Raw genomic sequence first — 26,996 nt, 5'->3', positions numbered from 1 at the left:
TTATCCTTTCTTTTTTGATTTATATTCCGACGGCGACATGCCCATGTATTTCGTGAACTGCCGGGAAAAATAAAGCGAATCCTCATAACCGACCAACGGACTGATCTGACTGATTTTCAAATCTGTGAAATCCAGATAATGACAGGCTTCCTGAATACGGAGGTATCCCAAATAACGCAAAGGGGGAGAACCGGTCTTGTCCTCAAAGACATTGGAGAAGTAAGACGGGGAAAGTTTCACTTCGCGGGCAATATCCGTCAGACGGATTTTCTTATTCAGGTTTTCCTGCATGAAATGAATGGCACGCTGCACCACGTCTCGTTTTTCCTGCACACCCGCAAAACGGCACTCACGGTATTCTCCAAGAAACTTCATGGAACCCAGAAAGTGGAAAAGGCTCGTCGTGGCATACAGCATGTAGTTCTTGTTATACCCAGAACTGACCGAAGCATAAATTTCTTCAAACAGCAGCAGACGTTCTTTGATACGGGAATGTTCTGCCGGTGAAATATCATGCGGCTTACTGAACCCTACGCTGAAAAAGGCGGCTTTTGCGCCATCGAAATGAATCCAGTAAATCGTCCAAGGATTCTCGGCTTTACTGCCATAAGCATGTGCCTTATATTTGGGCAAAATGAAAAACTGGTTAGCCCCAACGTCATAACGCTTACCGTCCAGTTCGAACCATCCCTCCCCCTCTACACAATAAATCAGCACAAACTCATTGGAATCCTCCTCTTTCCGCTCACAATAATGAAAACCTGCATGCGGATAATAACCGATATCCGTGATATAAAGCTCGCGGCCCAAAGGGTCGCGCTTCAACTCTTCTATCAAAAATCCCGGCAAGACGACTATCCGTTCTCCCTTGAATCCTTCCTTTATCCGTGGCATGGCTTTTATTTTTTTAAGGTGCAAGCAAAGTTAAGAAAAACAAGGATACAAAAAGCCATACCTCCTTACTTTTCTTACAAAAAAAGAGCCGCATCCGGTAAAATATCTCCCGAAGCAACTCTTTTTTCATTCAATCACAATACGTAAAGTCTCACTTGATGCGCTTATAACCATACACAGCCAAATCCCCTAGCTCTTCCTCGATACGGAGCAACTGGTTATATTTGGCCATACGGTCGGAACGGCTCAAAGAACCGGTCTTGATTTGGCCGCTGTTCGTGGCCACGGCAATATCGGCAATCGTAGCATCCTCTGTCTCTCCCGAACGGTGGGAAGTAACCGTTGTATAACCATGGCGATGAGCCATCTCGATGGCATCCAAAGTTTCGCTGAGCGAACCGATTTGGTTCACCTTGATCAAAATGGAATTGGCACATCCCATGGCAATCCCCTTGGACAAGAAGTCCACGTTGGTCACAAACAAGTCATCGCCCACCAACTGGCAACGTCCGCCGATACGTTCCGTCAACTTCTTCCAACCGTCCCAGTCATTCTCGCTCATACCGTCTTCAATGGAATCAATCGGATACTTCGTGATTAATTCTTCCAGGTAGGCAATCTGCTCGTCTGAAGTACGCTTCTTACCTTTCCCTCCTTCAAAAATGGTATAATCGTACACTCCATCTTTATAGAATTCGGAGGAAGCGCAGTCCATACCAATCATCACATCCTTACCCGGCACGTAACCGGCAGCCTTAATGGCAGCGATTATGGATTCGAGAGCATCCTCAGTGCCGTCCAATGAAGGAGCAAAACCGCCTTCATCTCCTACAGCCGTGCTCAAGCCACGGCCGTGAAGCACTTTCTTCAAGGCATGGAACACTTCGGCCCCCATCCGCAGCCCCTCACGGAAAGAAGGAGCACCCACCGGACGAATCATGAATTCCTGAAAAGCTATCGGCGCATCGCTATGCGAACCTCCGTTGATGATATTCATCATCGGCACAGGCATCACGTATGTGTTCACGCCGCCAATATAACGATATAAAGGAATGTCCAAATATTCCGCAGCAGCCTTAGCCACAGCCAACGATACCCCGAGAATGGCATTGGCACCTAAATTAGACTTTGTCTTCGTGCCGTCGAGTGCCAACATCTTGTGGTCGATGGCACGCTGTTCCAAAGCACTATAGCCCACCAAGGCCGGAGCAATTACCTTATTCACATTTTCCACAGCCTTCAACACGCCTTTACCTCCGTAACGTTTTTCATCTCCGTCACGTAGTTCCAAGGCTTCGTGTTCGCCCGTAGAAGCTCCCGAAGGCACCGATGAGCGGCCCACCACGCCGCATTCCAATTCCACCTCTACTTCTACCGTCGGATTACCACGGGAGTCCAATATCTCACGCCCTTTGATTGATTTGATTTTCATATTCACTTTTGTTTTTAAATTAAACATCTTTTTCCATGGCAAAGTTCATCACTTTACACCATTCTTACAATACCTGAAAAAAGGGATTCTAACAAGACGCAAGATACTGACTTTTAAGTACGCCTGCAAACAGGAGAAGTTAAATATGCAGTTTTATACCGACAGCCAGACTTAAAATTTCTTTAAACTTGATGCTACGGTCACCAAAGAAAGTACAGAAATCGGTATCACACGCCCCTAATTCATAATACAAGGATATATCTTGTACCCTCCAATTGGAAACATCCGGTATGTCATACACGATACGTTGGCCCAAGGACAGATTGGCACGGATACGAGTTGAGAAACCGTAATATCCTTTAGGATAACGGTCCGGCTCGTGCGTCCAGAACTTATCGCTTAACACGGAGGACAAGAACAAACTGCATGACAAGGGCTGAATCACCCACGCACTTCCTTTCACACGTAACCGCCAGGGCAGATACGATTGTTTCAGAGTGAAAACGGCCTTATGATGTTCACTTTCAAATTTAGGCAGAAAGCCCAACATGACATCTGTCTCCCATTGCTGCTTCTTCCCGTATGTCCAACCCGTACCGATTGAGGCGGCACCGATGCTTCCCGCAAACTGTATCTTGTAATGGTCGGGAATCAAACGTTTCCACCCCTCCATACGGCGTGCCATCATTTTCTCATAGCGTGTCGGGACAGAGTCTGCCCTCTCCGTCGCGCCCTGCCCCATTACAAAAGAAGGCATGCCCACTGAAAACCATATACTAAAAATCGCAACGTTCAATTTCATATCCTTCTTCTTTTATGGTAATGACGTAATACCCTCGCTTCCCGACTGTCGTACATCCGTAATATACGACTCCGTCATCAAAAAACTCCTCTTCTGCCCAACGGTGGATGTGGCCGAACAGACAAAACTGCACATGGGGGAAACTGGCAATGTAATGCTCAAAGGCGCGCCCCACATTGTTGTTGAACTCCCCGTCGCCGGGCGGCACGTGCATGGCCACAATGGTTTTCTCTACGCCCACCGGCATATTCCTCAATTCGTCCTCCATAAAATTGAAATCGGGAACCGGATGGCTGTAATCATATTCGAGCGCGTTGGTATTCAAACAAACAAAACGCACATTGCCAACCGTAAAAGCAAAATTGTCACTCCCGAAAACTTTCTGGTACACATCAAAACCCGTCCCCAGACAATCATGATTCCCCAACAGGCAAACATACGGCACCCGTAACTTGTTCAAGAAATCACGTGCCCATAAGAACTCTTTCGTCTCCCCGAAGTCTGCCATGTCGCCGCCATGCAACACAAAATCAATGTCGCCACGGTTATTGATGATATTCACGACTTCTTTCGTTTCGTCATACCGGCGTTGGGTATCGCTGATCATGGCAAAACGGAACTCACGCCTTCCCCGCATCTTGTCTTCAATCAAACGGATGTTCTTCTCCGTCAGCCCGGTCTCTCCTTCTATACGCGTATCGTAGGGATGATATTCGATGATTTCGCAAGAAGACAATATTCCCACCCCGCAAAGTACACCCACGACGGAATTGTATATTCTGCTCATAAAAAACACTTTTGAATATCAAAGATAGAAAAAGAAGCAATACGAAACACACAAAAAGTCCATTTCGGATGGATTAGAAGAATAATTCCTCCTTTTAGGACAACACCCCAAGCCTGCCCCACAAGAAAAAAAGCACGACAAGGGGCAAGCATACAGAAGCCCTGAAATCATTTGGCGCAGAATAAAAAATCAATCACAGCCAAACGATTTTTCATTTGGCTGTGATTGATTTCCGTTTTGGCGCAGAATGATCCCCCGCCATTACCTATATGATTTACAACATCTTACGGAAGCCCTCAAGAAATAAAGATTTCATACAATATGGCATACCGGCATCAGTCAGGGAAGATGCCTTTATAGCGTGCCTTAATGGCTTCTACCCTCTCCCGAGCAAGAGGAGGCACGTCGGCTAACGGGTAGTCCAACCCGAGTTCCTCGTATTTGAACACCCCCATCGTATGATAAGGCAACCATTCTATTTTGCGCACAACCTTGTAATGTCGTACAAACTCTACCAGTTCATCCAACAGCGTGTCATCGTCCGTCAGGCCGGGTACGACCACATGGCGAATCCAAACCTCCGTACCTCTCTTTTCCAATTCATCAAGCAAAGCCCGGGCATTCCGTCCGTCACTTCCGCTGACTTTCCTGCAAAGTTCGGGGCGAAGCGCCTTAATGTCGAGAAGCACCAGGTTCGTATAATCCAACACTGCACATACGCGTTCATTGAACACGGCCCCTGAAGTATCCAATGCCGTATGAAGGCCTTCCTCGCGGCAGAGACGAAAAAACTCGCGGCAGAAATCAGCCTGCAACAAGGGTTCGCCCCCAGTCAACGTCACCCCTCCACGGGCTATGAAACTGCGTACCTTGAGCACTTCGGCAAGCAATTCCTCCGGAGCCATTTGATAACGGGCCGGACGACCGGCATCCCAAGTGTCCGGATTATGGCAATACAGGCAACGAAGCGGACAACCTTGCAGGAAGGTCACAAAACGAATTCCGGGACCGTCGACGGTCCCGAAACTCTCCAATGAATGTATTTTACCCACCAATGGTTTTTCCATTTCCTTTTATATTATAAGGAGTGGTTGATGGTACGCGAAATGACATCCAACTGTTGTTCACGCGTCAGCTTCACAAAGTTCACGGCATAGCCGGACACGCGGATGGTCAACTGAGGATACTTCTCGGGATGTTCCATGGCATCCATCAACAATTCCTTGTCGAACACATTGACATTGAGATGTTGGCCGCCGTCCGGAGTGAAATAACCATCCAACAGGCCGACCAGATTATTTACCTGAATGTCGCGCTCCTTGCCCAACGTAGCCGGAGATATGGCAAAAGTGTAAGAGATACCGTCGTGTGCATGATGGAACGGAAGCTTGGCCACCGAAGCCAACGCCGCAACGGCTCCTTTCACGTCACGCCCGTTCATCGGGTTGGCCCCCGGTGCAAACGGAGTACCGCCCTGGCGGCCGTCGGGAGTCGTACCGGTTTTCTTTCCATACACCACATTGCTGGTAATCGTCAGGATGGACTGCGTGGCAACCGCATTGCGGTAAGTCTCGTGCTGACGGAGGTAATCCATGAATTTCTCCGTGATTTCCACTGCGATGGCATCCGTGCGGTCGTCATTGTTGCCATAAGGCACATACTCGCCTTCACGCTCGAAGTCCACAGCCAAGCCGCGCTCGTCGCGAACCACCTTCACCTTGCAGTCGCGGATGGCAGCCAAAGAGTCGGCCACGATGGACAAACCGGCAATACCGGTAGCACGGATACGCTGTACGTCGCCATCGTGCAGAGCCATTTCGTATGCCTCATAGTCATACTTGTCGTGCATATAGTGGATAATCTTCAAGGCATTCACGTACACCTTGGCCAACCAACGCATCATCTGCTCGTATTTCTCCATCACCTCGTCATAGTCAAGGTATTCGCTCGTAATCGGTTCGAATTTGGGAGCCACCTGCACACCGCTACGCTCGTCGCGCCCGCCGTTGATGGCATACAGCAAGCACTTGGCCAGATTGGCACGGGCTCCGAAGAACTGCATCTGCTTGCCGATTTTCATCGGAGACACACAGCATGCGATGCCATAGTCGTCACCGTAATCCACCCGCATCAGGTCGTCGTTCTCATACTGGATGGCCGACGTGTCGATAGAAACTCTGGCACAGAACTTCTTCCAGTTCTCCGGCAATTTGTCCGCCCACAGCACCGTAAGGTTCGGTTCCGGAGCCGGCCCGAGGTTGTAAAGCGTATGCAGGTAACGGAAACAAGTCTTCGTCACCAACGTGCGGCCGTCCACGCCCATGCCGCCGAGGGATTCCGTCACCCATACAGGGTCACCGGAAAACAAGTCGTTATATTCGGGCGTACGCAAGAACCGTACGATACGCAACTTTATAATCATCTGGTCTACCAACTCCTGTGCTTCTTCTTCCGTCAGTTTCCCCTCGCGGATATCTTTCTCGATATAGATGTCGAGGAACGTAGAAGTACGCCCTATGGACATGGCCGCACCGTCCTGGTCCTTCACCGCAGCCAGATAAGCCAGATATACAAACTGCACGGCTTCGCGGGCATCCTTGGCCGGACGGGCCACGTCGAATCCGTATGCGGCACACATCTTCTCAAAATCCTGCAAGGCACGAATCTGCTCCGTAACCTCTTCACGGTTGCGGATGATTTCATCATTCAGTTCCTGGATGTCAAGGCGTTTTTGGAATTTTTTCTTGTCCTCAATCAAACGTGCAGTACCATACAAAGCCACACGACGATAGTCACCGATGATACGGCCACGACCGTATGCATCCGGCAAACCTGTAATAATGGCCGAACGGCGACATGCCAACATTTCATCGGTATAAGCTGAAAACACTCCTTCGTTGTGCGTCTTACGGTATTTCGTGAAAATCTCTTTCGTCATCGGGTCGAGATGGTAGCCGTAAGCTTCCAAGCTGTTTTCCACCATGCGGATACCGCCTTTCGGAAAAATACCACGCTTGAGCGGGGCATCCGTTTGCAGTCCCACAACCACTTCATTATCCTTATCTATATAACCCGGCCCGTAAGTCGTGATGCTTTGGGGGAGTTTTGTTTCGGTGTCATACACACCCTTCTCACGCTCCACCTTGAACATCTCGGTCAATTTGTTCCACACTTTGCGGGTCTTCTCCGACGACGGCTTCAGGAAAGAATCATCCCCCGTGTAAGGAGTATAATTGTTCTGAATGAAATCACGCACGTTGATCTCCTTCTTCCACAATTCGCCTTTGAAGCCGGCCCAGCTTTCGTTGTTACGTTCCATAATTTATCCGTTTTAGTTATTTATGTGCTAACCGGCTGCAAAGATACGGAGAAATAACGGATTCCCCTATACCGACTTGTAGGTATTTCAAATTTAAAACTATCCTTATACTACTTTTGTATTCATTCCAATCAAAAACCGGACCAATTATGGAACCTGATATACATCCGGTCTGGGTTCCGTGTTACTGTTCCCGGATAAGGAGGCTTAAAATCACAATAACGGTTCCCCGAGTCCAATATCAGGCGATACACATTTTGCCCGGGCAACTTTACCAGAATCATTCCTTTGCTGAATCCAAGAAATTCATATATGAACTGTTCTTTTTTATCATTCACAATCAGATGCTTGCCAATAATAAAGACCTTTCCGGTGGCACTGACCCGCACATCTTCCTTCCGGAACGAGAAGTCCAGCCCGCGTTCCCTGAAGCGGAACATGTACGCGGCATCCTGCTTGACCAGTTCAAACCGCCCGAGACGTCCGAGTTCCGGCATCCTTTCGTAGTGCCTCCGGGTCTTGCCGTCCCAATAAACCTGCTTTCCCGTAAAGTCACACCCCTTAAAAAAGTCCCCTTTGCATTCCACCTTTCCATAAAGTTCCGGCCTCAAATCACGCCCCTTCCCGTCCACCACCGTCACCTTCCCCCGGAAGACGGCATCGTATGGGTAAAAACACAGGGCAAAATAAGGTTCAGGTATCCGTTCTACCCGCACGAACTGAGGGGCACACACCTCTTTTCCATCCAACGCTATGCCGTATTTTCCGCCCTGCATAAAAACTTCCATTCCCTCGCGCTTCTCCTCTTTCCGTTTGATACGGACCATCTCCAGATTCACCAACTGTTTTTCCATGGCCTCTTCTCCTATATATATAGGAAAAGTATTGCCCGTTGTGGGTCGGCCAACCTCCCTTCCATCAAACATCCGCTGCCAGTCCCATCTTTGTATAGGCATACCGAAAGCCAAATACAGTCCCACCTGGTCCAATACCATCACGTGGCTTTTCTTGCAGGATACACGCATCCCCCGCCCCACCTGCTGCAAATATTTGGCCAATGAAAGCGTGGGTCGGGCAAGTTGGATGACCTCTACCTCCGGCACGTCCCATCCTTCCGAGAATATGTCGACGTTGACCATCAACGTGAAACGGCCGTTCCGATAGTCTTCCACCAAACTCCGGCGTTCCTCCGGCGGAGTCTTCGCGTCAATCATGCAACAACTTACCCCGCCATCCCGATAATACTCCAAGATATGACGCGCATGTTCCCGGTTTATGGCATACACTATGCCTTTCTTTCCTGAAGCAAACGTCCGGTAAGTGTCATACAGATGACGGATGCTTTCAGGACAATCCATCACCGTAGCCATCTCTTTCAACTGGTAATCGCCATCCGCACCACGCTTGGACAACAGTCCCACCCGGCGTACCGCCCTACTGTTCGGGTCGGCACTTATATATTCAAAATCAGCCAACCACCCCTCGTCGATAAAGCGTTCCATACTCCACGTTTGGAGCAATACCTCGAACAAGTCCGTGAAAGGTTCGCCGCTCAACCGGCAAGGCGTAGCCGTCAGTCCCAAGAAAAGAGCCTCCGGCCACTTTTCCCACAATATGCGGTAAGTCTTCGCCAAGGCATGATGAGCCTCGTCCACAACCACAACAGAAGGGCAAAAAGAAAGACTATCTATACATCGGCTCAACGTCTGTATGCTCGCCACCCGGACGTTCTCCGCCAACAACGCCTTCCGGCCACCGGCAATCACCCCGTGGCGTACTCCGAAACGAGACAAGGTTTCCGAAATCTGCTCTACCAATTCTATACGGTGCGTCACGACCAACACCCCGTCCGCAGCATTCTCGCGGACCACGGCAGCCATCAAGTACGTCTTCCCCGTCCCTGTAGGCATCTGCACCATCACGCTCCTGATCCCGCCCCACCATTTTTCATACAGGCGGTGCTTCATTTCCCACTGATAGCTGCGCAATTCCGTATAACCAGAATCTACTTGCTCCATATTTTGCTATACGCAATAGCTGTACTATATGACAAAAGCAAACACAGCATGAATACCACGACAATCGGCGTTTTATACCCGATACAATAAAATATGATATCAAAAACGAACATGTGTACCAAATACCATTCGTATGAAAAGCGGTTGGTCCACTCCAACAACCGGTTAAGCGGCTTGATTCCCACCTTATAGATGACAAGAGCAAGAGACATATAACCCACCAATGAGGGTATGTCATTGTAAAGTTTCCATGGCCACCCCGCGAAGCCCATTATGCCAGTCACCCCCACACCGGCCACGCACAACGGCAACAAATATTTCCACTGGGGCACTTCCAGTGCTTTAGGATTGCCATGATATATTTCTGCCATCTTCATCCCTAAGCAAAACTCCCACAAATATTGCAGGAAGAAACTATTCCAAACCCGCTCCTCTGCATATCCTAATAGGCCTACGGATGTAGACCATAACAGGCTGACAATGAGCGCAAGCTTTACCCCCCCCGAATGTTAAATAACTTAACAATAAGAGGCCAAGCAAGATAGAACTGAATGATAGTAGACACAAACCACATCTGCCCTCCCATAGAACTCTCCAGTTCAGGAACAAACATTTTGAAAAGTAACAAATTGCCCCACAGCGGCATGAACCATTCACGCCCCATACAAGCCATCCAGACCGCCGTGGCCACGCACAAGACGGCCATCGGCATATAAATCCTCGTAAAACGTTTCTTCAGGAAAGCTATGTATCCTAAAGGCTTACGAAGGTAAGAAAGGTATAAGCCAAATCCCGAACAGAGGATAAAAACGTGTACTCCGGCACCACCAAAGGCTGCTGCTTTTTCCCATATTCCGGAAATCCCCAACATCCCTACAAGATGCATGATTACTATGGTAAAAATGGAATACCCGCGCAAAAAGTTTACCACATCAAGCTTTTTCATTTTCATTTCAATCTTTAAACGGGTTACGATAAATCCCAAGCAGTTGCCGGCCGAAATACAAAAAGAATTTCACATCATCCACAAAGTATCTCCTGAACATTCGCTTGGGCTCCATCAGGAATCTGTAAAACCATTCCATCGCCAACATCTGCATCCATTTCGGTGCCCGTTTCACATTGCCGGCCTCAAAGTCGACCGTAGCCCCCAAAGCCATCCAAATATCGACTCCCGGCATGCGGCTTTTATGACGGAAAATCCATTTTTCCTGTTTGGGCGCCCCCACACCGACCAGTACCACATTGGCACCGGAAGCATTAATGGTACGGTAAATCAATTCATTTTCCTCCGGTTTGTTTTCAAAACCATACGAAGGAGACATCGCCCCCACCACGATTTCGCGCCCCACCGAGGCATTGATACTTTCCATGGCCTTTTGTGCCACACCTTCCATCGCACCCAAAAGAAATATCCGGCAATCCGGATTATCCTTATGATATTGATAGAAAGCCGTAAAGAAACTGCTACCCGGAATGGCTTCCGGTATTCTTTTCTTCAGCAAACGAGAGCACAAATACAAGATTTTACTGTCGCAAACCACCCACTCCGCCTTTTGATAAAGGTCATAAAACTCACGGTCATGCTGGAGTTTGACCAAATGATCAAGATTCGGAGTGACCAATACCCCGCGTTTCAAGCTTTGCAGCAGTTCAATCCGGGTAATGGACAAGAGGTTCGCATTCAAAATACGAACAGAATCAGACATCATAAAAAAAGAAATATGCTATTAAAAAAGAGAATCAAAAAGTTGCTCCCAAGATTGATATACAGAATCTAAAGAATATTTACGGCTCGTCACTATTGCATTTTCCGCCATGCGCTGACGCTCATCAGACGACTGCATCAGGACAGACAGCTTTTCTGCCATAAGCGCAGCATTATATCCCTTTTTATCATACGGCAAAATCAAACCATTTTTACCGTCTTCCACAATATCATATACAGCAGAATAGCTCCCGTAAACGGCTGGTACCACCCCAAAACTCATACACTCCGGCAGCACCAACGGAAAACCTTCAAACTCCGAAGTCAGCAATAAGATGGAAGCTCGCTCATAATACCCTCTTGGATTCTGAAAGCCCTCAAAAGAAACGTTTTCCAACTGCGATTCAAATACTTGATTCTTCAGATTCACCCTGTCCGGCCCATCACCCACTATAGTCAATCGCCAATCCGGATAACACTGTTCCAACAAAGCCCAAGTTTGCAAAATCCGCAGCACACGCTTTTGATTACAATCCAATCGCCCGACATAGATTATCTCTTTTTGTTTGAATAAGGGCGGCAAATCACCCCCGTTACAACATCTTTTAACATTTTATTCCAATGAATGCATACACTTCCACGTGAAAACAAGAAACTTTTGTCCCGTGCCGCTTTTGCCATACGTTCCCGGCTTCTCTGGTTTTCCATCAATTCTAATAGCATTTCGGCCATTGCCTTAGGACAGAAACCCTCTTTAGAACGATATGGCACAATCCGTCCGTCCTTTCCGTCTTCAAGAATATCATGGACAGCCGTATAACTATCCAAGACAATAGGTACAACTCCAAAACTCATAGCTTCCACAATCACAAGTCCGAACCCCTCATATTCAGAAGTCAAAAGCAATAAGGAAGCCCGCTCATAATAAGAACGAGAATTACGAAACCCTTCAAACCGAATATTTCTCAACCCCAAAGAACTCGCATACCTTTCCATACCCTCCCTATCCGGCCCGTCTCCTACAATTACCAATGTCCAATCAGGACATACACGTTCCACTTGCGCCCATACATCAACCACACGAAACACCCTTTTCTGGTTATTATCTATCCGGCCTACGAACAAGACCTCCTGACACTTCTTAATAAGGTCAAGTTCATAACCAGACGTTTCTATAGTGACTGGATTGGTAATAACCGCAAGCTTTTTTGTGTCTTTCAAACGTGTGAATTTTCGGAATCCATCCACAAAACTTTCCGACAACACCACATAACGGTCGCTATTGCGGTACACATACCGCATGCTTGCAGAAGTTATTTGCTTAAATACCCCATGCGCCATCCGAAGAAGGAACTTTCTTAACGGATTTCCCGTTTTTTCCAGAAGGAGTTCCACAGACTTTAATTTTCCGTTAGTAGAAGGATCATTGTGGTAAACAGCAATCGTTTTAACCCCAAGCCCCTTGGCCGCTTTCTTCAAAATCAAAGCTGGAAAAAATGGAAGTCCCCATTGGTTGATTACGACTTCTATATGACGGCTTGTCAAGATGCCTCGTAATGTAGCCACATTTCCATGCCCCACATGATAGCCGCTTAAGACATAAAAAGCGATGCGGTCGTCCAATCGCTGCCTCATGAGAGGCGAAGGTGGTTTAAAAGTAACAATCGTCACTTGATGGCCATGCTCTACAAAACTCTTTGCCAACACAGTCGTTACCATCTCCTGACCTCCGAGTTCAAAGGCTTTCATTAAAAAAAGGATGTTCATAAAAAATCATTTTATATTTGAAGTCTATTTACACAGCCTTCAAACAAACTATTCCATTTTTCCATAATCACCTCAATCCTAAAATCTTCCATTCTCTTTTTTGCCGCAGTCCTCAGTTTAACCCTTAATGACCGACTTTCAATCAACATGGAAAGATTCCGAGCAAAAGCGTCGACATCACCAAACGGACAAAGCAATGCTGTCTCCTTATCAGATAGCAGCCATTTCACCCCAACTATATCAAACGCACAAATAGGTACACCCATCATCGCGGCTTCCGCTAAGACCAAGCCAAATCCTTCGTGTTCCGATGTCAAGCAAAAGATAGAACTTTCCAAATACTTTTCCATCACATTGTCAACAGCGTCATTCAGTTTAAATGAATCTGCCACCCCCACAGCGTCTATCCTGTCCTGCAGCCAAGCCTTATCAGGTCCCATACCGTAAACATCAATTTGCCAACCTTTGTATTTTGAATGTATCCTTCGCCACACTTCCACCAACAAATCCAACCGTTTCTGTTCATGATACCTCGCCACACATATTATTTTTTTATTGTCCAACTCAGACAACACAGGAGAAACCAAGGGGGTGAAATTCCCTATCACCACACAATTCTTCACATTCCAATAATGTTTGTCTTCCTCGGTAAGTACCACGAACCTGTCATAACGCGCATATATAAATTGCGCAATCCCAAAATACAACGTTCTAAATATTTTACTTTTGTCATGCAAATTATAATCCATCCCGACTTTAGAAAAGTGAATCTCCATGACTTTAGGAACCCTCCTTTTCACAAATGGAATTATCCATGTCAATACCTGTGTCTGCGCATTGATTACAATATCAGGATTTACCTCTTGGATTACCTTACCTACTTTTCTAATATCCTTTGCGATACAACCCAACTTCTTCATTATGGTTGCATTCTCCCCCCCCGATTTTATTGTCCTTATTATCAGATTATTAGAAAGTTTAAAAGCAGATTCCACTTTACCGTTGTATGTACATATTGTAACTTCGTGACCTAACACATCAGACAAATAATTGGCTTTATCCACAACAATACGTGCCATGCCACCTTTGTAGCTTAAACCGTTGATAAAATACAATATCCTCATGATTATTACATTTTTATATTTTTACCCATGTATTCGGAAAGATATCAGGTAGTCCTGTGCCATGGTTCCACCATTTCTGGGGATAATAGATTCTCTTTTTCTTCCGTCCCAACCTCGCCCCCCAATAACTAAAGGTACTGTTAGCCATTATACCATATCGGCATTGTGACATCAAATACATATCAAGCGGAGAATCCGTACCAGAATTCCAATCCACAAAAACAGCACGGTTCCCTAATTCCAAATTCTGCTTTACCCATTGAATATCATCTGAAAAGCAAACAAACTTTACGAATGGACTTATCTCTTTCATACTTTTCAACGCCCTTTGATAATAAGAAAGCGTGCAACATCCCTCAAAAAGAGATTTAAAAGTCGGAGACAAATAATCTCCACGACGTACATGAACAAAACAGCAATCTGAAGAACGAATCTCGGATAAAAGCAACCTGTTCTTTTCAGAGAGACCAGACTCGTCTACCTTCCACTCTAACCAAATATTATCATCCGGTATATATTTTTTTGTAAACTTAAAAGGGAAAAACACAATAGCCCTGGGATATTTACAGATTTCCTGATTCAAATCCAACCATTTAGAATTTGGAACACATTGTTTATACAAATAAAATAGCCCCGTAACAGGCAAAACCCACCAAGGTTGACGAGGTAATGACACCTTAAACCATTTATCAATTTCTAACCCATAATGTTCTGACAGTTTCTTTCCATACAAGCCATAAAACCGCTCTTGAGGAAAAAGCCTTTTCAGGTAAAGATAAAAGGCATAAGCAAACATCTGATTACCTAAACCTCCTGTAAATACAAGTATTTTCACCGTATAAAATAATTAGTCCGTATTCAGTATTTTTACTACACGCGCAGGATTCCCACAAGCGACACAATCGGAAGGAACACTTTTGGTAACAACACTTCCTGCACCGATTATAGAACGCGCACCAATCGTCACTCCTTTTAAGATAATACTATTAACCCCTATCAATACATCATCTTCGACAACCACAGGCGCACAACGTTTTTGCTTAGCGTCTTCCTCTCTAACCCTACGTACATTGAAATCCAAAGCATGCGCATCTGTATCCATAACCTTCACATTTGCTCCTATTTTCACATAATTGCCAATTGTTATACTTTGGGCAGCCCAGAGTACCGTACTACTCATACCTACATGATTTCCTATGCATATGCAGGCATTCTCCCCTGCATAAAAAAACCTTCGATATTGCCACAAAGTGGATTCCGATGCCCGCCGCTTGACATATAAAAATTATCCCCGATAGAAACCTTTGCCGAGGGATCTATATTTACCCCCACATGCCCGTGTATTACACAATGTCGTCCTACGCAGATGACACACGCCCTCAACTTCATATAATTTTTGTATCGGTTACATAGATTAAAAAGCCTGCCCATGCAGGCCTTCAAAACATACAACCCTTTCATGCCACCTCCCCTTCTTTTGAAAGGAAGTAAGCCGGAACCGCATGCCTTTCTTATAGAATATTAATATTTATTAACTATATAGAAGAGGGTAAAATATGGCTTATCCAACGATAACGCATTTCGACGTATTTCCGGTACAGGAAACAAAAGCAACGAGCCGTCCATACATCCGGATAGTCATTCAATTCCAAAGATATAGTATCCGTATCAAACGAAATATATTCTAATCTCTGCTTAGAAATGAAACGTCCAGCAATATACCCACCTTTTCTAAAGGTATTTAAATGCCGCTCCACATAAGACTGAGGATAATAATTCAAACAAAAATTCCCATAAGTTTCAAATTCGGAAAAACCATTGGAAACACCGGGTTCAACCGCATTTATAATTTTTTCTATCCAGTCCTCTCCCCTAACGCCACACGAAGATATCCTACCTATCAGATCTGCCATGATTTGCTTGTCAAACATCATGTGTTCCGCAATATAAGATTTCTCATTAAATTCGGAGATATCCAAAATCCTTTTTATTGTGTCAAAATAAGGTTTATGGAATTCCTTTTTCATAGCGAACATAACCTTCCCATCCACAAAGAAATCTAGCTTCCTCAAAGGAATCGTATCAGCGTCCCAAGACAAGTAATATTGATTTTGGGAATAATCGCTCAATGCAAAACCCATCTTAATAAACTGTTGCAAATACCACCCCGGACGGCCATCCACGTTGCCACTTTGTTTGAGCAGGCTCTTTATTCGGAAAAAAGACAAACCCGGCAGCAACACATTCTCGTCAACCACTTCCATCCTCCTGGCTTCTTTGGGCAAGTACTTCCGGTACCTCGCATCCGTAATGATGTATATATTATCCGGGGAAATATACTTCACCACATACTGCAATACCCTGTCAAGCATCCCATAGTCCTTATAAACGACCGGGATTATCAAATCAAATTTATTCCTTTCCATACCCTATTTACATTTAAACCTTTCTAAGCATACACGTAACAACCGCTTGGCCTTTGTCCAAGCAAGAGGGAAAAAATAGAAATGTATCGCGGCCCGGGTCTGGGCTAACGTCAAAGCCCTACTGTGCCTTAACAGAATCCCGGTTTCTTGATGGATATACCTGCTAAATTTCGCATAGAACTCCTTAAACTCCGGAGTAAATATTTGTTGCCGGGAGAACAAGATGGTATCCCACAAACAAGCAATAGCTTGGGCGCGGAACGGCCAATAATCCTCACGCGAAACATGCAAATCAGCAAACTCAAGCAAGCCTTGGTAAATCGTCACCAAGTCGGTATTCATTTTTTGCTTTCTTGAAGACATAATACTGCCAGTTTTTCGAAGCCTATACACATAAACCGGATCCGGCAGAACATAGCAAGATTGCGCCAGATAAGTCATTCGGATTCCAAAATCCCCGTCTTCGTGATACACACCCGGCAGAAAGCGCAAGTTATTGTCTAAAAGGAACTGCCGACGCAAGATATAGCGTTGGCTGGCTCCTTTCAGATTCCCCACAAACATATATTCCCGTCCGGTCCTTGCAGACATGGAAGGGAAATTCTCAGCAGACTCCCTTCCGGTAGCCTCATCATGATGAAGCAAACGGGTAGCAATCATATCCACTCCATCACATCTTCGTACCACATCAATAACTCTGCTCACAGCTTCGGGAAGAAGCCAATCATCACTATCCACAAACCACACGTATTTGCCTTTGGCAAGGTTTAACCCCGCATTGCGCGCACAACTCAAGCCTTTGTTTTCTTGGTTTACGACAGTTATGTTGGACATCGTAGGAATAAATCCACTTGCAACCTCCATAGAATCGTCCGAAGTACCATCATTGACCAATATGACCTCATAAAGTGCCTCAACTTCCGGAGACCAAATGCTTTTTAAGCAACATAAAATATAGTCACGCACATTATAAACGGGAACAATAATTGTCAGTAGCATGTTGTTCTATATTATACCATTTATAAATAATGAAGAAAACAGATAAAAACGTTGCATCCGTAACCCCAATGAGACTTGTAGCAGAACGCATAATCAACCATGACAACAATAAGGCATACAAAACGTTCTTGCCCGGCGATGGCCGAGCCATCTTATACAAACATACGTTATAAAAAAGGTATCCGGCCAATCCGACCAACCCCTGATTAGTCAATAAGGGCAACCAAACCGATTCTCCCCCATAAAATTCATTATAGAATGATGAGGGATTGAATTCCATCCCTTGGCCAAACAAGGGTGATTGCAAAAAGAACCTTAATGCGATGGAAAACTGGACCATCCGCATTTCCGTGGAACTTCCTCCCGCATCGTCAGCCACATCGGATGCAAATACGGATTTTAAAAGGTACAAGACATAATCGCCTTGTAGCAACAGAAAACAAACAAGGATTAAGAGAAAAGGCCTTATCTTTCGAAAGGATATTTTCATATCACGGAATATCATGACAAAAGGGAACAGCCCCAAAATCGGAGTACGTGACGTACATATCACGACCCCACTTAACAACAAACAAATCCCCATAATTATCCAAGCCTTTCCACCGCGTGCCACTTTCAATAAATACCATACAAGAAGGTACAATAGCGTCACGCACAATACGCCATAACTTATGGCATGTGGAATAAAAGACCTATAACGTTCACGACCAAAACGCACCAAATCATTGTCTGAAAAGAACGAAAGTTCCTCATTGGATACAGATTGAATATAATCATCCAAAGGATTTATGCTCAATAAGGGGCCTAATAACCCATTTCCACATAAGAGAACTATAAAAAACAGATAAGAATAAACAGCAAAATATATATCTTTCCGGTTCTGCAAACAACAGTAATATACATACGAAAAGCATAACACGCTAATCAAAATTCTTGGAATATAATTCAATGCCATATCCGGATACAAGCAATTCAACACATAGGAAACTGAATAAATGACAAAACATTTTTTTAAAGGGAATTTCTCTTTCACAAACAAGTGCCTCCTCAGCCCAAATAGAGATATTGCAAATAAACAAAAGGCAAAATCAACCGTCATACTCGGCAACAACCTTACATTCATTCCAAAAAAAAGCTTAAAAGGCATAAACAATAATACCCCCTTCTTAAAATCATATAAAGTCAATAGGACGAAAAAAGCGAATAATACATAAATAATAGCCATACGCCTATTTTACCTCTTTAGTTTCTCCGCTATTCGGGACAAATAATACTTAACTGTAGAAATGCCATCATAAAAAATTTCTACGGGTGGAATACATCTCAACAATGGATATCTCATTTTATATACGAGCAACTTTTCTTTTATTTTCTTGTGATGATAGTTATATTCACTAATTTCCTCTACACCAACTTCATCCGGATGCAAAATCAGTTGTTCCCAACGTTCGATGTTTTTTTCTACACCAAAACGGGATTGTATAAAATCATATAATGCCCCAACATCATCCGAAGGAGACTTAATACGAGCTATGATATATTGTGCCAATCGGGAAGGATTCCGGTATAAATAAGACTTATTAAAAACAGTATCCAAATAAGCAGGATGCAAAACCGTAGTAATACTACAACCAGCAAGTTGCATTTCCATAGCTGTTATAGGCAAACATTCCGACACTCCTGTAGGATTAGGTACTGCAACCTTACATTTTCCCATTACGCCTAATTTTTCTTCTTTCAAGATTCCCAGAAAATGAACGGAAGGCAACACTTCCCCCTTTTCATTTGTCAAATACGACATAAACAAATCCTCATAATCTTTTTCCGCAATCCCATATCGTCCTAACCCGGCATCCCGATTGTACAGTTTACCACTCCCGATTACATATAATTGGGCATCGGGAATCTCACTCAACACTTTTTTCCATGCACTGGCTAAAACATGGAACCCTTTTGCACGCACTATACTGCCCATGTAAACCACATTATGGTTATCCCTATCCTCAGCCGCATAATACTCCCGTTCTTTTATTGGGAATATATTGTATATGTAGGTAGACTTTAATGTGGCCAAATGGTCACGGTACAATTCCATTTGCTCACGCCCCACGTTCACTATCTTTTGAACGTAAGGCAACTTCACAAATAAATCCAACAAGGAATATTTCACAGTATTATGCGCCCAAACAAGAATGGACAAGGATTTCGAAAAGCCATCCAACACATTTTTATCAAAATACTTAATATCCACAACCAACAAGTTTATCCCCAAGTCACAGCATTTGACGCAAACATCGTACAACTGCCCTGCATAAAAAACATTCTTATGAGGAAATGTTCCCTTAAAATTCACAAAAAGGTATACATCTATTTCGTTTTCTCTTTGTTCCAACAAATAAGGAACTAACAAAAACTCGTATTCCGACCCACCCAAGCCCGGGTTTCCAGTTATAATAGAAGAATAATCACCCTCTGGTAATGTTGGGTTATTCAAATAAAAGGCAATTTTCTTTTTCATAATGTTTTTACTTATTTATATGCCTACCTACCGTATTTTTCAATTTTAAAATCAATATAGAATATGTGTCATGATTGACACTCACAAATACCACTAAACCTATGGCAAAGGTAAATCCTAAAATCCACCCTTTTTCCATCAAACTAACAAAATAAAGCAACATGATAATTAGTATGTTATATACTATTACCGCCTTTGCTTTAAACTCTACAAAACCCGCAGAAAAGAATATTCGGCTCACCATCGACAATAAGTGAGATAGGATAATAGCCACGCAAGCACCCAACAAACCATATTGAGGTATCAGCAAGTAATTGAAAACGATGGCTCCTACCCCTCCAAAAATAGTGGAAATAAAAATATAATTACTTTTCCGAATTGCCGTAAAAACAGAACCAACAAAAGCCGAAGTGTTTGAAAATAAAACCGACAGACATAACAATGGAACATACTTCCAAGCTTCCATATATTCTGCTGACGTAAACAGCATGACAAACAACTTTGAAAACAAGACCAATACCATGCAAAGAAACGTCTGCATACCGAAAACCACCCGGAACATCTTATTGTAGTACAGAGAAAAATCTTTTTTTGCAAATTCTTCTATTGCCGTTATATTCCATGCTTGTTGGAATAATCCAAAAACCATATTCAGCACATTAGGTAATTTGTTTGCCACAGCAAACAAACCAATGGCAAACATCCCTACATGCCGTTCCAACAATGGCCGGTTTAAACTGGACACCAACCACCACATGATGGCCGTTGGAATCAGCGGTATGGAATATTTCAACATTCGTTTTAGACAAGTCCAGTCAAACATAAATACGGACAAGAACCGATATGAACGGGAATAGAAAAAAGTAAATATTCCAGTTATTGTATTAGCGATTATCATCGCAGTAGCAAACCCATAAACACCCGTACGAGGAATGAGTAATATGGAAAAAAGAGCTATTGATGCCGATTGCACAATCCCGGTAAAACTGAACACAGACATTTTATTGATACCACGACAAAAATCCTGCGCATATTTTTGAAACAAATTTGAAATTAAAATGCCATAGACATACCATATATATTCAAAAAAGCTATTCTTCGCTCCGATAAACGTCAACAGAAAGAAAGCAAAGGCGCACAATAAACTACAAAAAATCTGAAAAAAGAATCCAGATGAATAGTACTTTTTTATTTCAACTTCTGTCGCTCCTGAAGGAAACACAAATATGGCATCACTCACATCACACGCCACTACGTTAAGCAACAGCCCTGCATAAACACCCATAATGTCGGTGACACCATAATCTGCGGGTGAAAGCCAACTCGTGTACAACGGCAACATAATGAACCCCATTAACTTGGAGCCCACATTGCCTATCAGGACAAATGATATGTTTTTGGCTAATATTTTATTTCTACCCATGTTTCTGAAGTGCTTGACGGGCTTCTTGCAACGTACAGAAACCTTCATCTTTCACAAGGTCACGTTCCATCTCTTCGGCCCACCAATCAATAGCCGTATCCAAACCAAATGACAAGGCCGATGATGAATTAATAGTCGCAACCCGTTCAAACCCCGCACCTAAAAGTACCAACAGTTGCATGGGAACCACTTTGTCGAACACTTCCACATGCGGAAAAAAAGACTTGTAATCACACTTGTCACGCGGATGAGGCTTGATTACCACATTATCCTCGCCATAATGAGACACTATTTTTCTATAAACATTCATCTGTTCCTCCTCTGTCATGTGCCCGTCTACGGCATAAGGCTGCGTCAACAAGATGACTTTGCAACTCCTGAATCTGTCCATACATTCTTCATCAATATTAAAAATCCTAAGAATAAGCTCTTTCTTGGATTCTGGAAAACTGTTCCATGCTTCTTCAAGACGCATGACTATTTTCTCTTTCCCCTTATGGTAAGGCTTGTCATAAGGGGAAGAAGTATAAACAGCGGTAACTAGACGTGATGTCCCGACAGGGTGACAATAATAATCCCCGAAAAAAAATCTCGCTATCATACGTTTAAACGAGGGTGCTTTTTCAAACGACATATACCGTGCGTAAAGACTGCTCTTTTCCCATATATCCAACACGTTCGGGCAGTCTTCTACATACCCCATCTTCAGCCCTCGCAACAACCACCAATTAAAATCCAATCCAAAAATTTCCGAACGAAAAAGTTCCGGATACTTGATTTTCCGTATGGCAGGTACTAATAAAGCCGCAACAAAACGATTCCTAAAATACAATTTCCTCAAATCTAAAAAATACCGGTGCGGCATATGCTTTCGTATTTCCTCAGGAATATCTTTCGTAAAAAAATACACTGTATCCTTTATTTGCTCTTCCGTAGAAAGGAAGAGGTAAAACATGAAACAATACAATGAGTTTGGCATGCAAACCCTTTGGTCTCTTTTTGTCATATGTCATATATTATTTTAGAGTTATCAATACTGTTTATTCCATAGGCTTTACATTGATTTTTGGTAATTCATGTTAGCAAGAATCACCAAAACATACCTTCCGATTTAAGCCATTTCTCCGTACGGTATATATCATCCATGTCATGCACGTCAAAACTTTCCTTCACAATAACAGGCTTAACATAATTACCCATAAATCTCCAAGGAGCCTGACCTTCCTCCTTGCCATAAATGGAATTTAACAGGCGAAGAGACCAGAAATTATGACAAAGCACATAATTCAAGGGTAAATCCTGACGGTTGGTTGATATTTGACGACCATGAAAATCAAACCAAGTATCAAGACAGCCATCCTCACGTAATCTTTTGCTACGATAAGGATGGCGATCCAACTCCAACATAACTGGACATGACGCTGATAATCCCGGATTATCAATAAGGTTCATTATAGATTCCCTTATCCATTCAGTCTTAGTTATAGCGTTATTTGCGAGTAAAACTACCAATATATCTGGTTCACATCCATCATCTTTCATTACACCAAGCGCATGAACAATGGCATCTACATGTTGAGCTGTAGGTGATGCCAACTCTGCAGGGCGGACAATACGCTTATATCCGACCTCTTCAGCAGCACTTAAAATCTTTTCATCATCACTGCTGACATAAAAATCGGTGATAAGTTCACATTCCTTTGCTGCCATTGCAGGATATTGACACAGCGGTCGGCCAAGAACTGGAAGAATGTTTTTGTCTTTAAGGGAGTTATTACCACGCCCGGTTAACAATGCTGAAATTTTCATGCAACCCTCCTTTCTGCCAAGTGGAAAAGAGGATTGCAATATATTATGTTATTATATTTTACCCCCCCCCAACAGTAGTATTTACCATATATGGGTCTATCTGAGAAACAGACTCATCCATATCCAACCACGCACGCGCACATGCCAAATCCAAACCATCGTCTATGTCACATCCTGTTCTTTTATCAACGATGAATTTATAGGGATGTTGACCATGAAAATATGCCCATTCTATCATTTTCTCTCTTGGAGCCATCAGGATGCCATCTGTTACAAAATACAAAGCAGGCAGTTGTTGGCTTGGCACATGCTTCAAACCCAATTCATAATTCAGCGGTCCATTCTCATTCCAGATATAACGCTTGAAACACTCAACACTCATCAATGAGTCATAGCCATTCCCCAACGCAGGATAATATGCAGCAATAGCTTCCCTATAATGCCTTGGAAAAACCAAAGGAGAAGTACAAGTGGCCCATAATATAGTTTCACCGTCTACATTCTCAGCTATATGCCGCACTACCTCACCGAATGTTTTTGTCTTTTCATCACAATATTCAGGAGCACGCTTGTGTGTATCAGCACCTACAGTCTTGGCCATTGCCAACATCATGTCAGAATCTGAAGAAACCACTATCTTGGTAATCTCCGGCACTTCTTGTAATTGACGAATCTTGTTAACTAACAGGTTAGTCCCTGCAAAAGGGGCTACGTTCTTGTTTTTCAAGCGCGTACTACCGGCACGCACAGGAATGACAGCTGTAATTGTCCTCATAATTACTTCTTAATTTTAATATGACAGTTGATTTTAATACATTTATAGATGTTTTCCGATTATACCGTAAACATCCAATTCTGACATACCCCCTGCCTTTCAGGCCGTACGTCTAATATAAGATTAAAATGTAAGCACTCAATTTAGGGCATATCCCTTTGAAAGGGCATTTTTCAATACCCTAAACCGAGTTTTGTTAATAAATTAGTTTTGAATTTAACATTGGTCAATAGCCAAAGTGATTTTGCCAGAAACCATGTTGACATAACCCCTACACCCGTTAAAGATTTTAAAAAAAAGTTCCGATGAAGTTCCAGATGGAACCGCCATGAAGCTTTACCGTTCCAATCACACTGTGATAAGTTGCTGCCATTTCAGCACCGGCATCACGGAAGATACCTATTCCTAAAAACTCAAGACAAACGGACACCTCCCAATCAGCATACCACGCCTTGGGTTTTCTCGGATTCCATTAGATTCACTTTCATTCTTTACTCCTCAACCTTCCACTCTTCCACCCCTTTGGTATCAGACGAAAAGTTCACACCTACGAGGAACACCTTCGGGCCATCTTTCCGGTAAGGCTCGGCATAGCCTTTCTCATGAATCTGTCGCAAAGCCTCGTCGGCACTGCCGTCGAGTTTGATTTCCATCACATAGATGTAATCCGACGTTTTGATGACGATGTCGATACGGCCGCGATGGATAGTGCGCTCCACTTCGGTATAAAAGCCCATCATCTTGAAGATGACATACATGGTGTTCTGAAAGTAGAGCTCCATCTTGCCCATTACCTGGTAACTGTTATCGGCAAACATCGTCTGCAAACGTTCCATGAAAGCTTCGGCATCGCCGCGCTCTACCTCTTGGATGAACTTTTGGATGAAGAACTCCGATTCACCCCTTTCTTTCGGGGCGTAATATGGCAACAGGTAACGCACAAATCCGTTTTCCACTTCCTGGTTCGGAAAGCCTAACTTATACATTCTGAAACGTTCGTCATATCCTTTAATGGTCAGATAACCACTCTGATAAAGCAGAGGAACCGGATTCCTATGTACGGAATCTATGCTGTTCAACATATCCGAGGTTTGTTCCTCGTGCGCCAAATGGTTCAATTCATAATTCGTACGTTTCAGAATCTCCACCAAGAAAGAGGGAGTGCCCGTTTCAAACCAATAGTCATTGAATTGTTTGTTCTTCAACGCATTCAACAAGCTGAACGGATTGTACACCCCTATGGAATCTCGATCGAAATGATAACCATCGTACATTTCTTTTAATCGGTCCAGTGTTTCTTCATAAGTCAGTCCGTTACTTTCCGCCATCTCCTCCACCGCCGGTTTCAACCCGCTGTGCAATTCCTCTTCCGTGATACCGCAAAGTGAAGCCCAATTGCGATTGAGCGAAATATCTTCCAGATTGTTCAAGTCGCTGAACACACTGAGTTTACTGAACTTTGACACTCCGGTTAGCAAACCAAACTTGATATAGCGGTCTTGCGTCTTGAGCACGGAATAAAACAAACGGAGAATGCCACGCAACTCTTCCTGAAGTTCGTTGTTGCCGATGTTCTGAAGCAACGGCTTGTCATACTCGTCCACCAATATCGCGACCCTGTGACCTGTCTTTTCGTAAGCACGCTGCACAACTCCCTTGAAGCGCAAGCCCACGTTGCGTTCCGCTTCCACTGCCCCATACTCTTGCTCCCATGCCGTCAAGGCCTCGTTCAACGTATCTAAAAGCGATTGGACACTTTCGTATTTCCCGGTGTTCAAGTCGAGATGAAACACCGGACATTCCGTCCAATCCGTCTCTAGCCGTTCCATGGCTAACCCTTTAAACAACTCCTTTTTCCCTTTGAAATAGGCCTCGATAGTGGAAACCAACAATGATTTGCCAAACCGTCGCGGACGGCTCAGAAAATAATAGTTACCGGTATCCACCATCTTATAGATAAGCTCCGTTTTATCCACATATAGATAACCGGCCTTTATCAGTTTTTCAAAACTCTGTATGCCTATGGGAAACCTCATCTTCACAACCTGTTTAAATGATTCTTCCACAAAGATAACGGCCAAAGAAGAATAAACCAAACATTTCTACCTCTTTTATTATATACATGATTTATCCTGTACGGGAAGTTCCCTCAAAAAAGCCTTAGGAATATAGGCCGAAGCCAGAAAGCATATCGGCTGCAAATCCACGATGACACACGTCTGGCGGTCTATACGGGCCACTCGCCCCACTACGCCCTTGAAATCCCCTTCGGTAATCACGACTTGTTGGTCTTTCTTAATCCGGAAATCAGCCGGCGAGACGGCACGGATAGACTCGCTCCCTCCGATGGTGAAACGAATAAAATTGACCATTTCCTTGTGGGGTATAACCACCACGTCATTCAGCCCGTTTTCATTCAAAGACGTATGGTCGTACATGAAATGGAGGCTTACGGGCATCTTGTCCTTTCGACGGGATTCAGATTTCAATGGGAATGACACCAAACGGCGAGCCGTGCACTCGTCCGTAAACACGAAAACAAGATTGGGCAAGAGGGATTCCTCTACTTTCTTCTTCTCTCCTTTCACCATCTTCAATGTCTTCCGTTTCGGCACATACACCAAAACGCCCCGTTTCTTCAACAAGTCTTCAGCCTCCCGTTCACGTCCATACGTAGCTCTCAAAACATACCATCGGCATTCTTGCGGAAGACCGTGCGTCGGATGCAGGACATACTCCAAGGACACCCCGGTCCCGCATCTTTGCGAACCGGCGGCTGTGACGGGAGGCAATCCCTCACTCGGAAGACGGCTACCGCTTTCTTCCGGAATACTGGCTACATTAATCAACGTATCCATCACACCTTGGCACGGAAGTCCTGTGTGACGACACAAAAAAAGCGTGAGACCGTCGTTACTCGTCCCACCCTAAGAGGCTCTGGTATGCCCATCACTGTTGAACGAGCAACATCCAGAGCCCACGCCGATATGGATATAACTTCTCCCTTTACGACACAGTGCCCCGTATCGAAAAGGGATGCGCATATATACACATCCCGAGGACATCTACTGTTGCCTCATCCCTGACAGTGATTGAAATTTACCAGATTCCTTAGAGTCAAGAACAAGACGTCACGTAAACGCCTTTAATATGTCGCGAATCTCCGTCCCCACCCTTCCCCCGCATAAGCGGTTC

Annotated in this window: 25 protein-coding genes; all 25 read right to left on the bottom strand. The window is 44.2% G+C overall.

Going from position 1 to position 26,996, the window contains the following annotated elements; translation table 11 throughout:
- On the bottom strand, positions 1 to 894 hold the full coding sequence (locus E0E47_RS16985; protein WP_008625000.1) for an AraC family transcriptional regulator: 894 nt from the start codon (positions 892 to 894) through the stop codon (positions 1 to 3).
- A 151-nt stretch (positions 895 to 1,045) separates the two neighbouring features.
- On the bottom strand, positions 1,046 to 2,326 hold the full coding sequence (eno, locus tag E0E47_RS16980; RefSeq protein WP_130894265.1) for a phosphopyruvate hydratase: 1,281 nt from the start codon (positions 2,324 to 2,326) through the stop codon (positions 1,046 to 1,048).
- 139 nt (positions 2,327 to 2,465) lie between these two features.
- Positions 2,466 to 3,128, bottom strand: a complete 663-nt coding sequence (locus E0E47_RS16975; RefSeq protein WP_008625007.1) for a hypothetical protein — start codon at positions 3,126 to 3,128, stop codon at positions 2,466 to 2,468.
- Positions 3,103 to 3,915, bottom strand: coding sequence for a metallophosphoesterase family protein (locus E0E47_RS16970; protein ID WP_008625009.1), 813 nt, complete (start codon positions 3,913 to 3,915; stop codon positions 3,103 to 3,105). Before E0E47_RS16970 ends, E0E47_RS16975 begins: the two co-directional genes overlap by 26 nt.
- Before the next feature lie 335 nt (positions 3,916 to 4,250).
- Positions 4,251 to 4,982 carry a pyruvate formate-lyase-activating protein gene (pflA, locus tag E0E47_RS16965; RefSeq protein ID WP_008625012.1) on the bottom strand — a complete coding sequence of 244 codons (732 nt, stop codon included), beginning with the start codon at positions 4,980 to 4,982 and terminating at the stop codon, positions 4,251 to 4,253.
- A gap of 11 nt (positions 4,983 to 4,993) precedes the next feature.
- Positions 4,994 to 7,234 carry a formate C-acetyltransferase gene (gene pflB / locus E0E47_RS16960; protein WP_008625013.1) on the bottom strand — a complete coding sequence of 747 codons (2,241 nt, stop codon included), beginning with the start codon at positions 7,232 to 7,234 and terminating at the stop codon, positions 4,994 to 4,996.
- Between the two features lie 131 nt (positions 7,235 to 7,365).
- The gene (locus E0E47_RS16955; RefSeq protein ID WP_130894264.1) at positions 7,366 to 9,252 is read right to left on the bottom strand and encodes a DEAD/DEAH box helicase; all 1,887 of its coding nucleotides are present in this window, start codon (positions 9,250 to 9,252) and stop codon (positions 7,366 to 7,368) included.
- Positions 9,240 to 9,623: a hypothetical protein gene (locus tag E0E47_RS17740; RefSeq protein ID WP_232038502.1), complete on the bottom strand. Its 384-nt coding sequence runs from the start codon at positions 9,621 to 9,623 to the stop codon at positions 9,240 to 9,242. Before E0E47_RS17740 ends, E0E47_RS16955 begins: the two co-directional genes overlap by 13 nt.
- A gap of 122 nt (positions 9,624 to 9,745) precedes the next feature.
- Complete coding sequence (locus tag E0E47_RS17735) at positions 9,746 to 10,204, bottom strand: acyltransferase family protein (protein WP_232038501.1); 459 nt, start codon at positions 10,202 to 10,204, stop codon at positions 9,746 to 9,748.
- 1 nt (position 10,205) lies between these two features.
- Positions 10,206 to 10,961: a WecB/TagA/CpsF family glycosyltransferase gene (locus E0E47_RS16945; protein WP_130894413.1), complete on the bottom strand. Its 756-nt coding sequence runs from the start codon at positions 10,959 to 10,961 to the stop codon at positions 10,206 to 10,208.
- A gap of 21 nt (positions 10,962 to 10,982) precedes the next feature.
- Complete coding sequence (locus E0E47_RS16940; RefSeq protein ID WP_232038500.1) at positions 10,983 to 11,477, bottom strand: glycosyltransferase; 495 nt, start codon at positions 11,475 to 11,477, stop codon at positions 10,983 to 10,985.
- 35 nt (positions 11,478 to 11,512) lie between these two features.
- Positions 11,513 to 12,727, bottom strand: a complete 1,215-nt coding sequence (locus tag E0E47_RS16935) for a glycosyltransferase (RefSeq protein WP_130894262.1) — start codon at positions 12,725 to 12,727, stop codon at positions 11,513 to 11,515.
- Between the two features lie 11 nt (positions 12,728 to 12,738).
- On the bottom strand, positions 12,739 to 13,851 hold the full coding sequence (locus tag E0E47_RS16930; protein WP_130894261.1) for a glycosyltransferase: 1,113 nt from the start codon (positions 13,849 to 13,851) through the stop codon (positions 12,739 to 12,741).
- A gap of 13 nt (positions 13,852 to 13,864) precedes the next feature.
- Positions 13,865 to 14,686, bottom strand: coding sequence for an alpha-1,2-fucosyltransferase (locus E0E47_RS16925; RefSeq protein WP_130894260.1), 822 nt, complete (start codon positions 14,684 to 14,686; stop codon positions 13,865 to 13,867).
- A gap of 12 nt (positions 14,687 to 14,698) precedes the next feature.
- Positions 14,699 to 15,031, bottom strand: coding sequence for a DapH/DapD/GlmU-related protein (locus E0E47_RS16920; protein ID WP_130894259.1), 333 nt, complete (start codon positions 15,029 to 15,031; stop codon positions 14,699 to 14,701).
- 355 nt (positions 15,032 to 15,386) lie between these two features.
- Positions 15,387 to 16,277: a DUF6492 family protein gene (locus tag E0E47_RS16915; RefSeq protein ID WP_262708104.1), complete on the bottom strand. Its 891-nt coding sequence runs from the start codon at positions 16,275 to 16,277 to the stop codon at positions 15,387 to 15,389.
- 3 nt (positions 16,278 to 16,280) lie between these two features.
- Positions 16,281 to 17,276 (bottom strand): glycosyltransferase, encoded by a 996-nt coding sequence (locus tag E0E47_RS16910; protein WP_130894257.1) that lies wholly within the window; start codon positions 17,274 to 17,276, stop codon positions 16,281 to 16,283.
- A complete protein-coding gene (locus E0E47_RS16905; protein WP_130894256.1) occupies positions 17,245 to 18,501 on the bottom strand; it encodes an O-antigen ligase family protein in 1,257 nt (418 codons plus the stop codon). Before E0E47_RS16905 ends, E0E47_RS16910 begins: the two co-directional genes overlap by 32 nt.
- Positions 18,502 to 18,510: 9 nt before the next feature.
- Positions 18,511 to 19,794 carry a glycosyltransferase gene (locus E0E47_RS16900; protein WP_008628543.1) on the bottom strand — a complete coding sequence of 428 codons (1,284 nt, stop codon included), beginning with the start codon at positions 19,792 to 19,794 and terminating at the stop codon, positions 18,511 to 18,513.
- A gap of 7 nt (positions 19,795 to 19,801) precedes the next feature.
- Positions 19,802 to 21,217 carry an oligosaccharide flippase family protein gene (locus E0E47_RS16895; protein WP_008628544.1) on the bottom strand — a complete coding sequence of 472 codons (1,416 nt, stop codon included), beginning with the start codon at positions 21,215 to 21,217 and terminating at the stop codon, positions 19,802 to 19,804.
- Positions 21,210 to 21,818, bottom strand: a complete 609-nt coding sequence (locus E0E47_RS17730) for a glycosyltransferase family 52 (RefSeq protein ID WP_232038499.1) — start codon at positions 21,816 to 21,818, stop codon at positions 21,210 to 21,212. Before E0E47_RS17730 ends, E0E47_RS16895 begins: the two co-directional genes overlap by 8 nt.
- 488 nt (positions 21,819 to 22,306) lie before the next feature.
- A complete protein-coding gene (locus E0E47_RS16885) occupies positions 22,307 to 23,026 on the bottom strand; it encodes an acylneuraminate cytidylyltransferase family protein (RefSeq protein WP_008628547.1) in 720 nt (239 codons plus the stop codon).
- Between the two features lie 58 nt (positions 23,027 to 23,084).
- A complete protein-coding gene (locus E0E47_RS16880) occupies positions 23,085 to 23,801 on the bottom strand; it encodes an acylneuraminate cytidylyltransferase family protein (protein WP_130894253.1) in 717 nt (238 codons plus the stop codon).
- Between the two features lie 491 nt (positions 23,802 to 24,292).
- Positions 24,293 to 25,837, bottom strand: a complete 1,545-nt coding sequence (locus E0E47_RS16875; RefSeq protein ID WP_130894252.1) for an ATP-binding protein — start codon at positions 25,835 to 25,837, stop codon at positions 24,293 to 24,295.
- A 78-nt stretch (positions 25,838 to 25,915) separates the two neighbouring features.
- Positions 25,916 to 26,659 carry a UpxY family transcription antiterminator gene (locus E0E47_RS16870; protein ID WP_021981534.1) on the bottom strand — a complete coding sequence of 248 codons (744 nt, stop codon included), beginning with the start codon at positions 26,657 to 26,659 and terminating at the stop codon, positions 25,916 to 25,918.
- Positions 26,660 to 26,996 lie beyond the last annotated feature (337 nt).

This window comes from Paraprevotella xylaniphila YIT 11841 (genome assembly GCF_900683745.1).
Taxonomy (GTDB): Bacteria; Bacteroidota; Bacteroidia; order Bacteroidales; family Bacteroidaceae; genus Paraprevotella; species Paraprevotella xylaniphila.
Note: the sequence above shows the minus strand (reverse complement) of the source record. Positions and strands in the feature narration are given on the sequence as shown.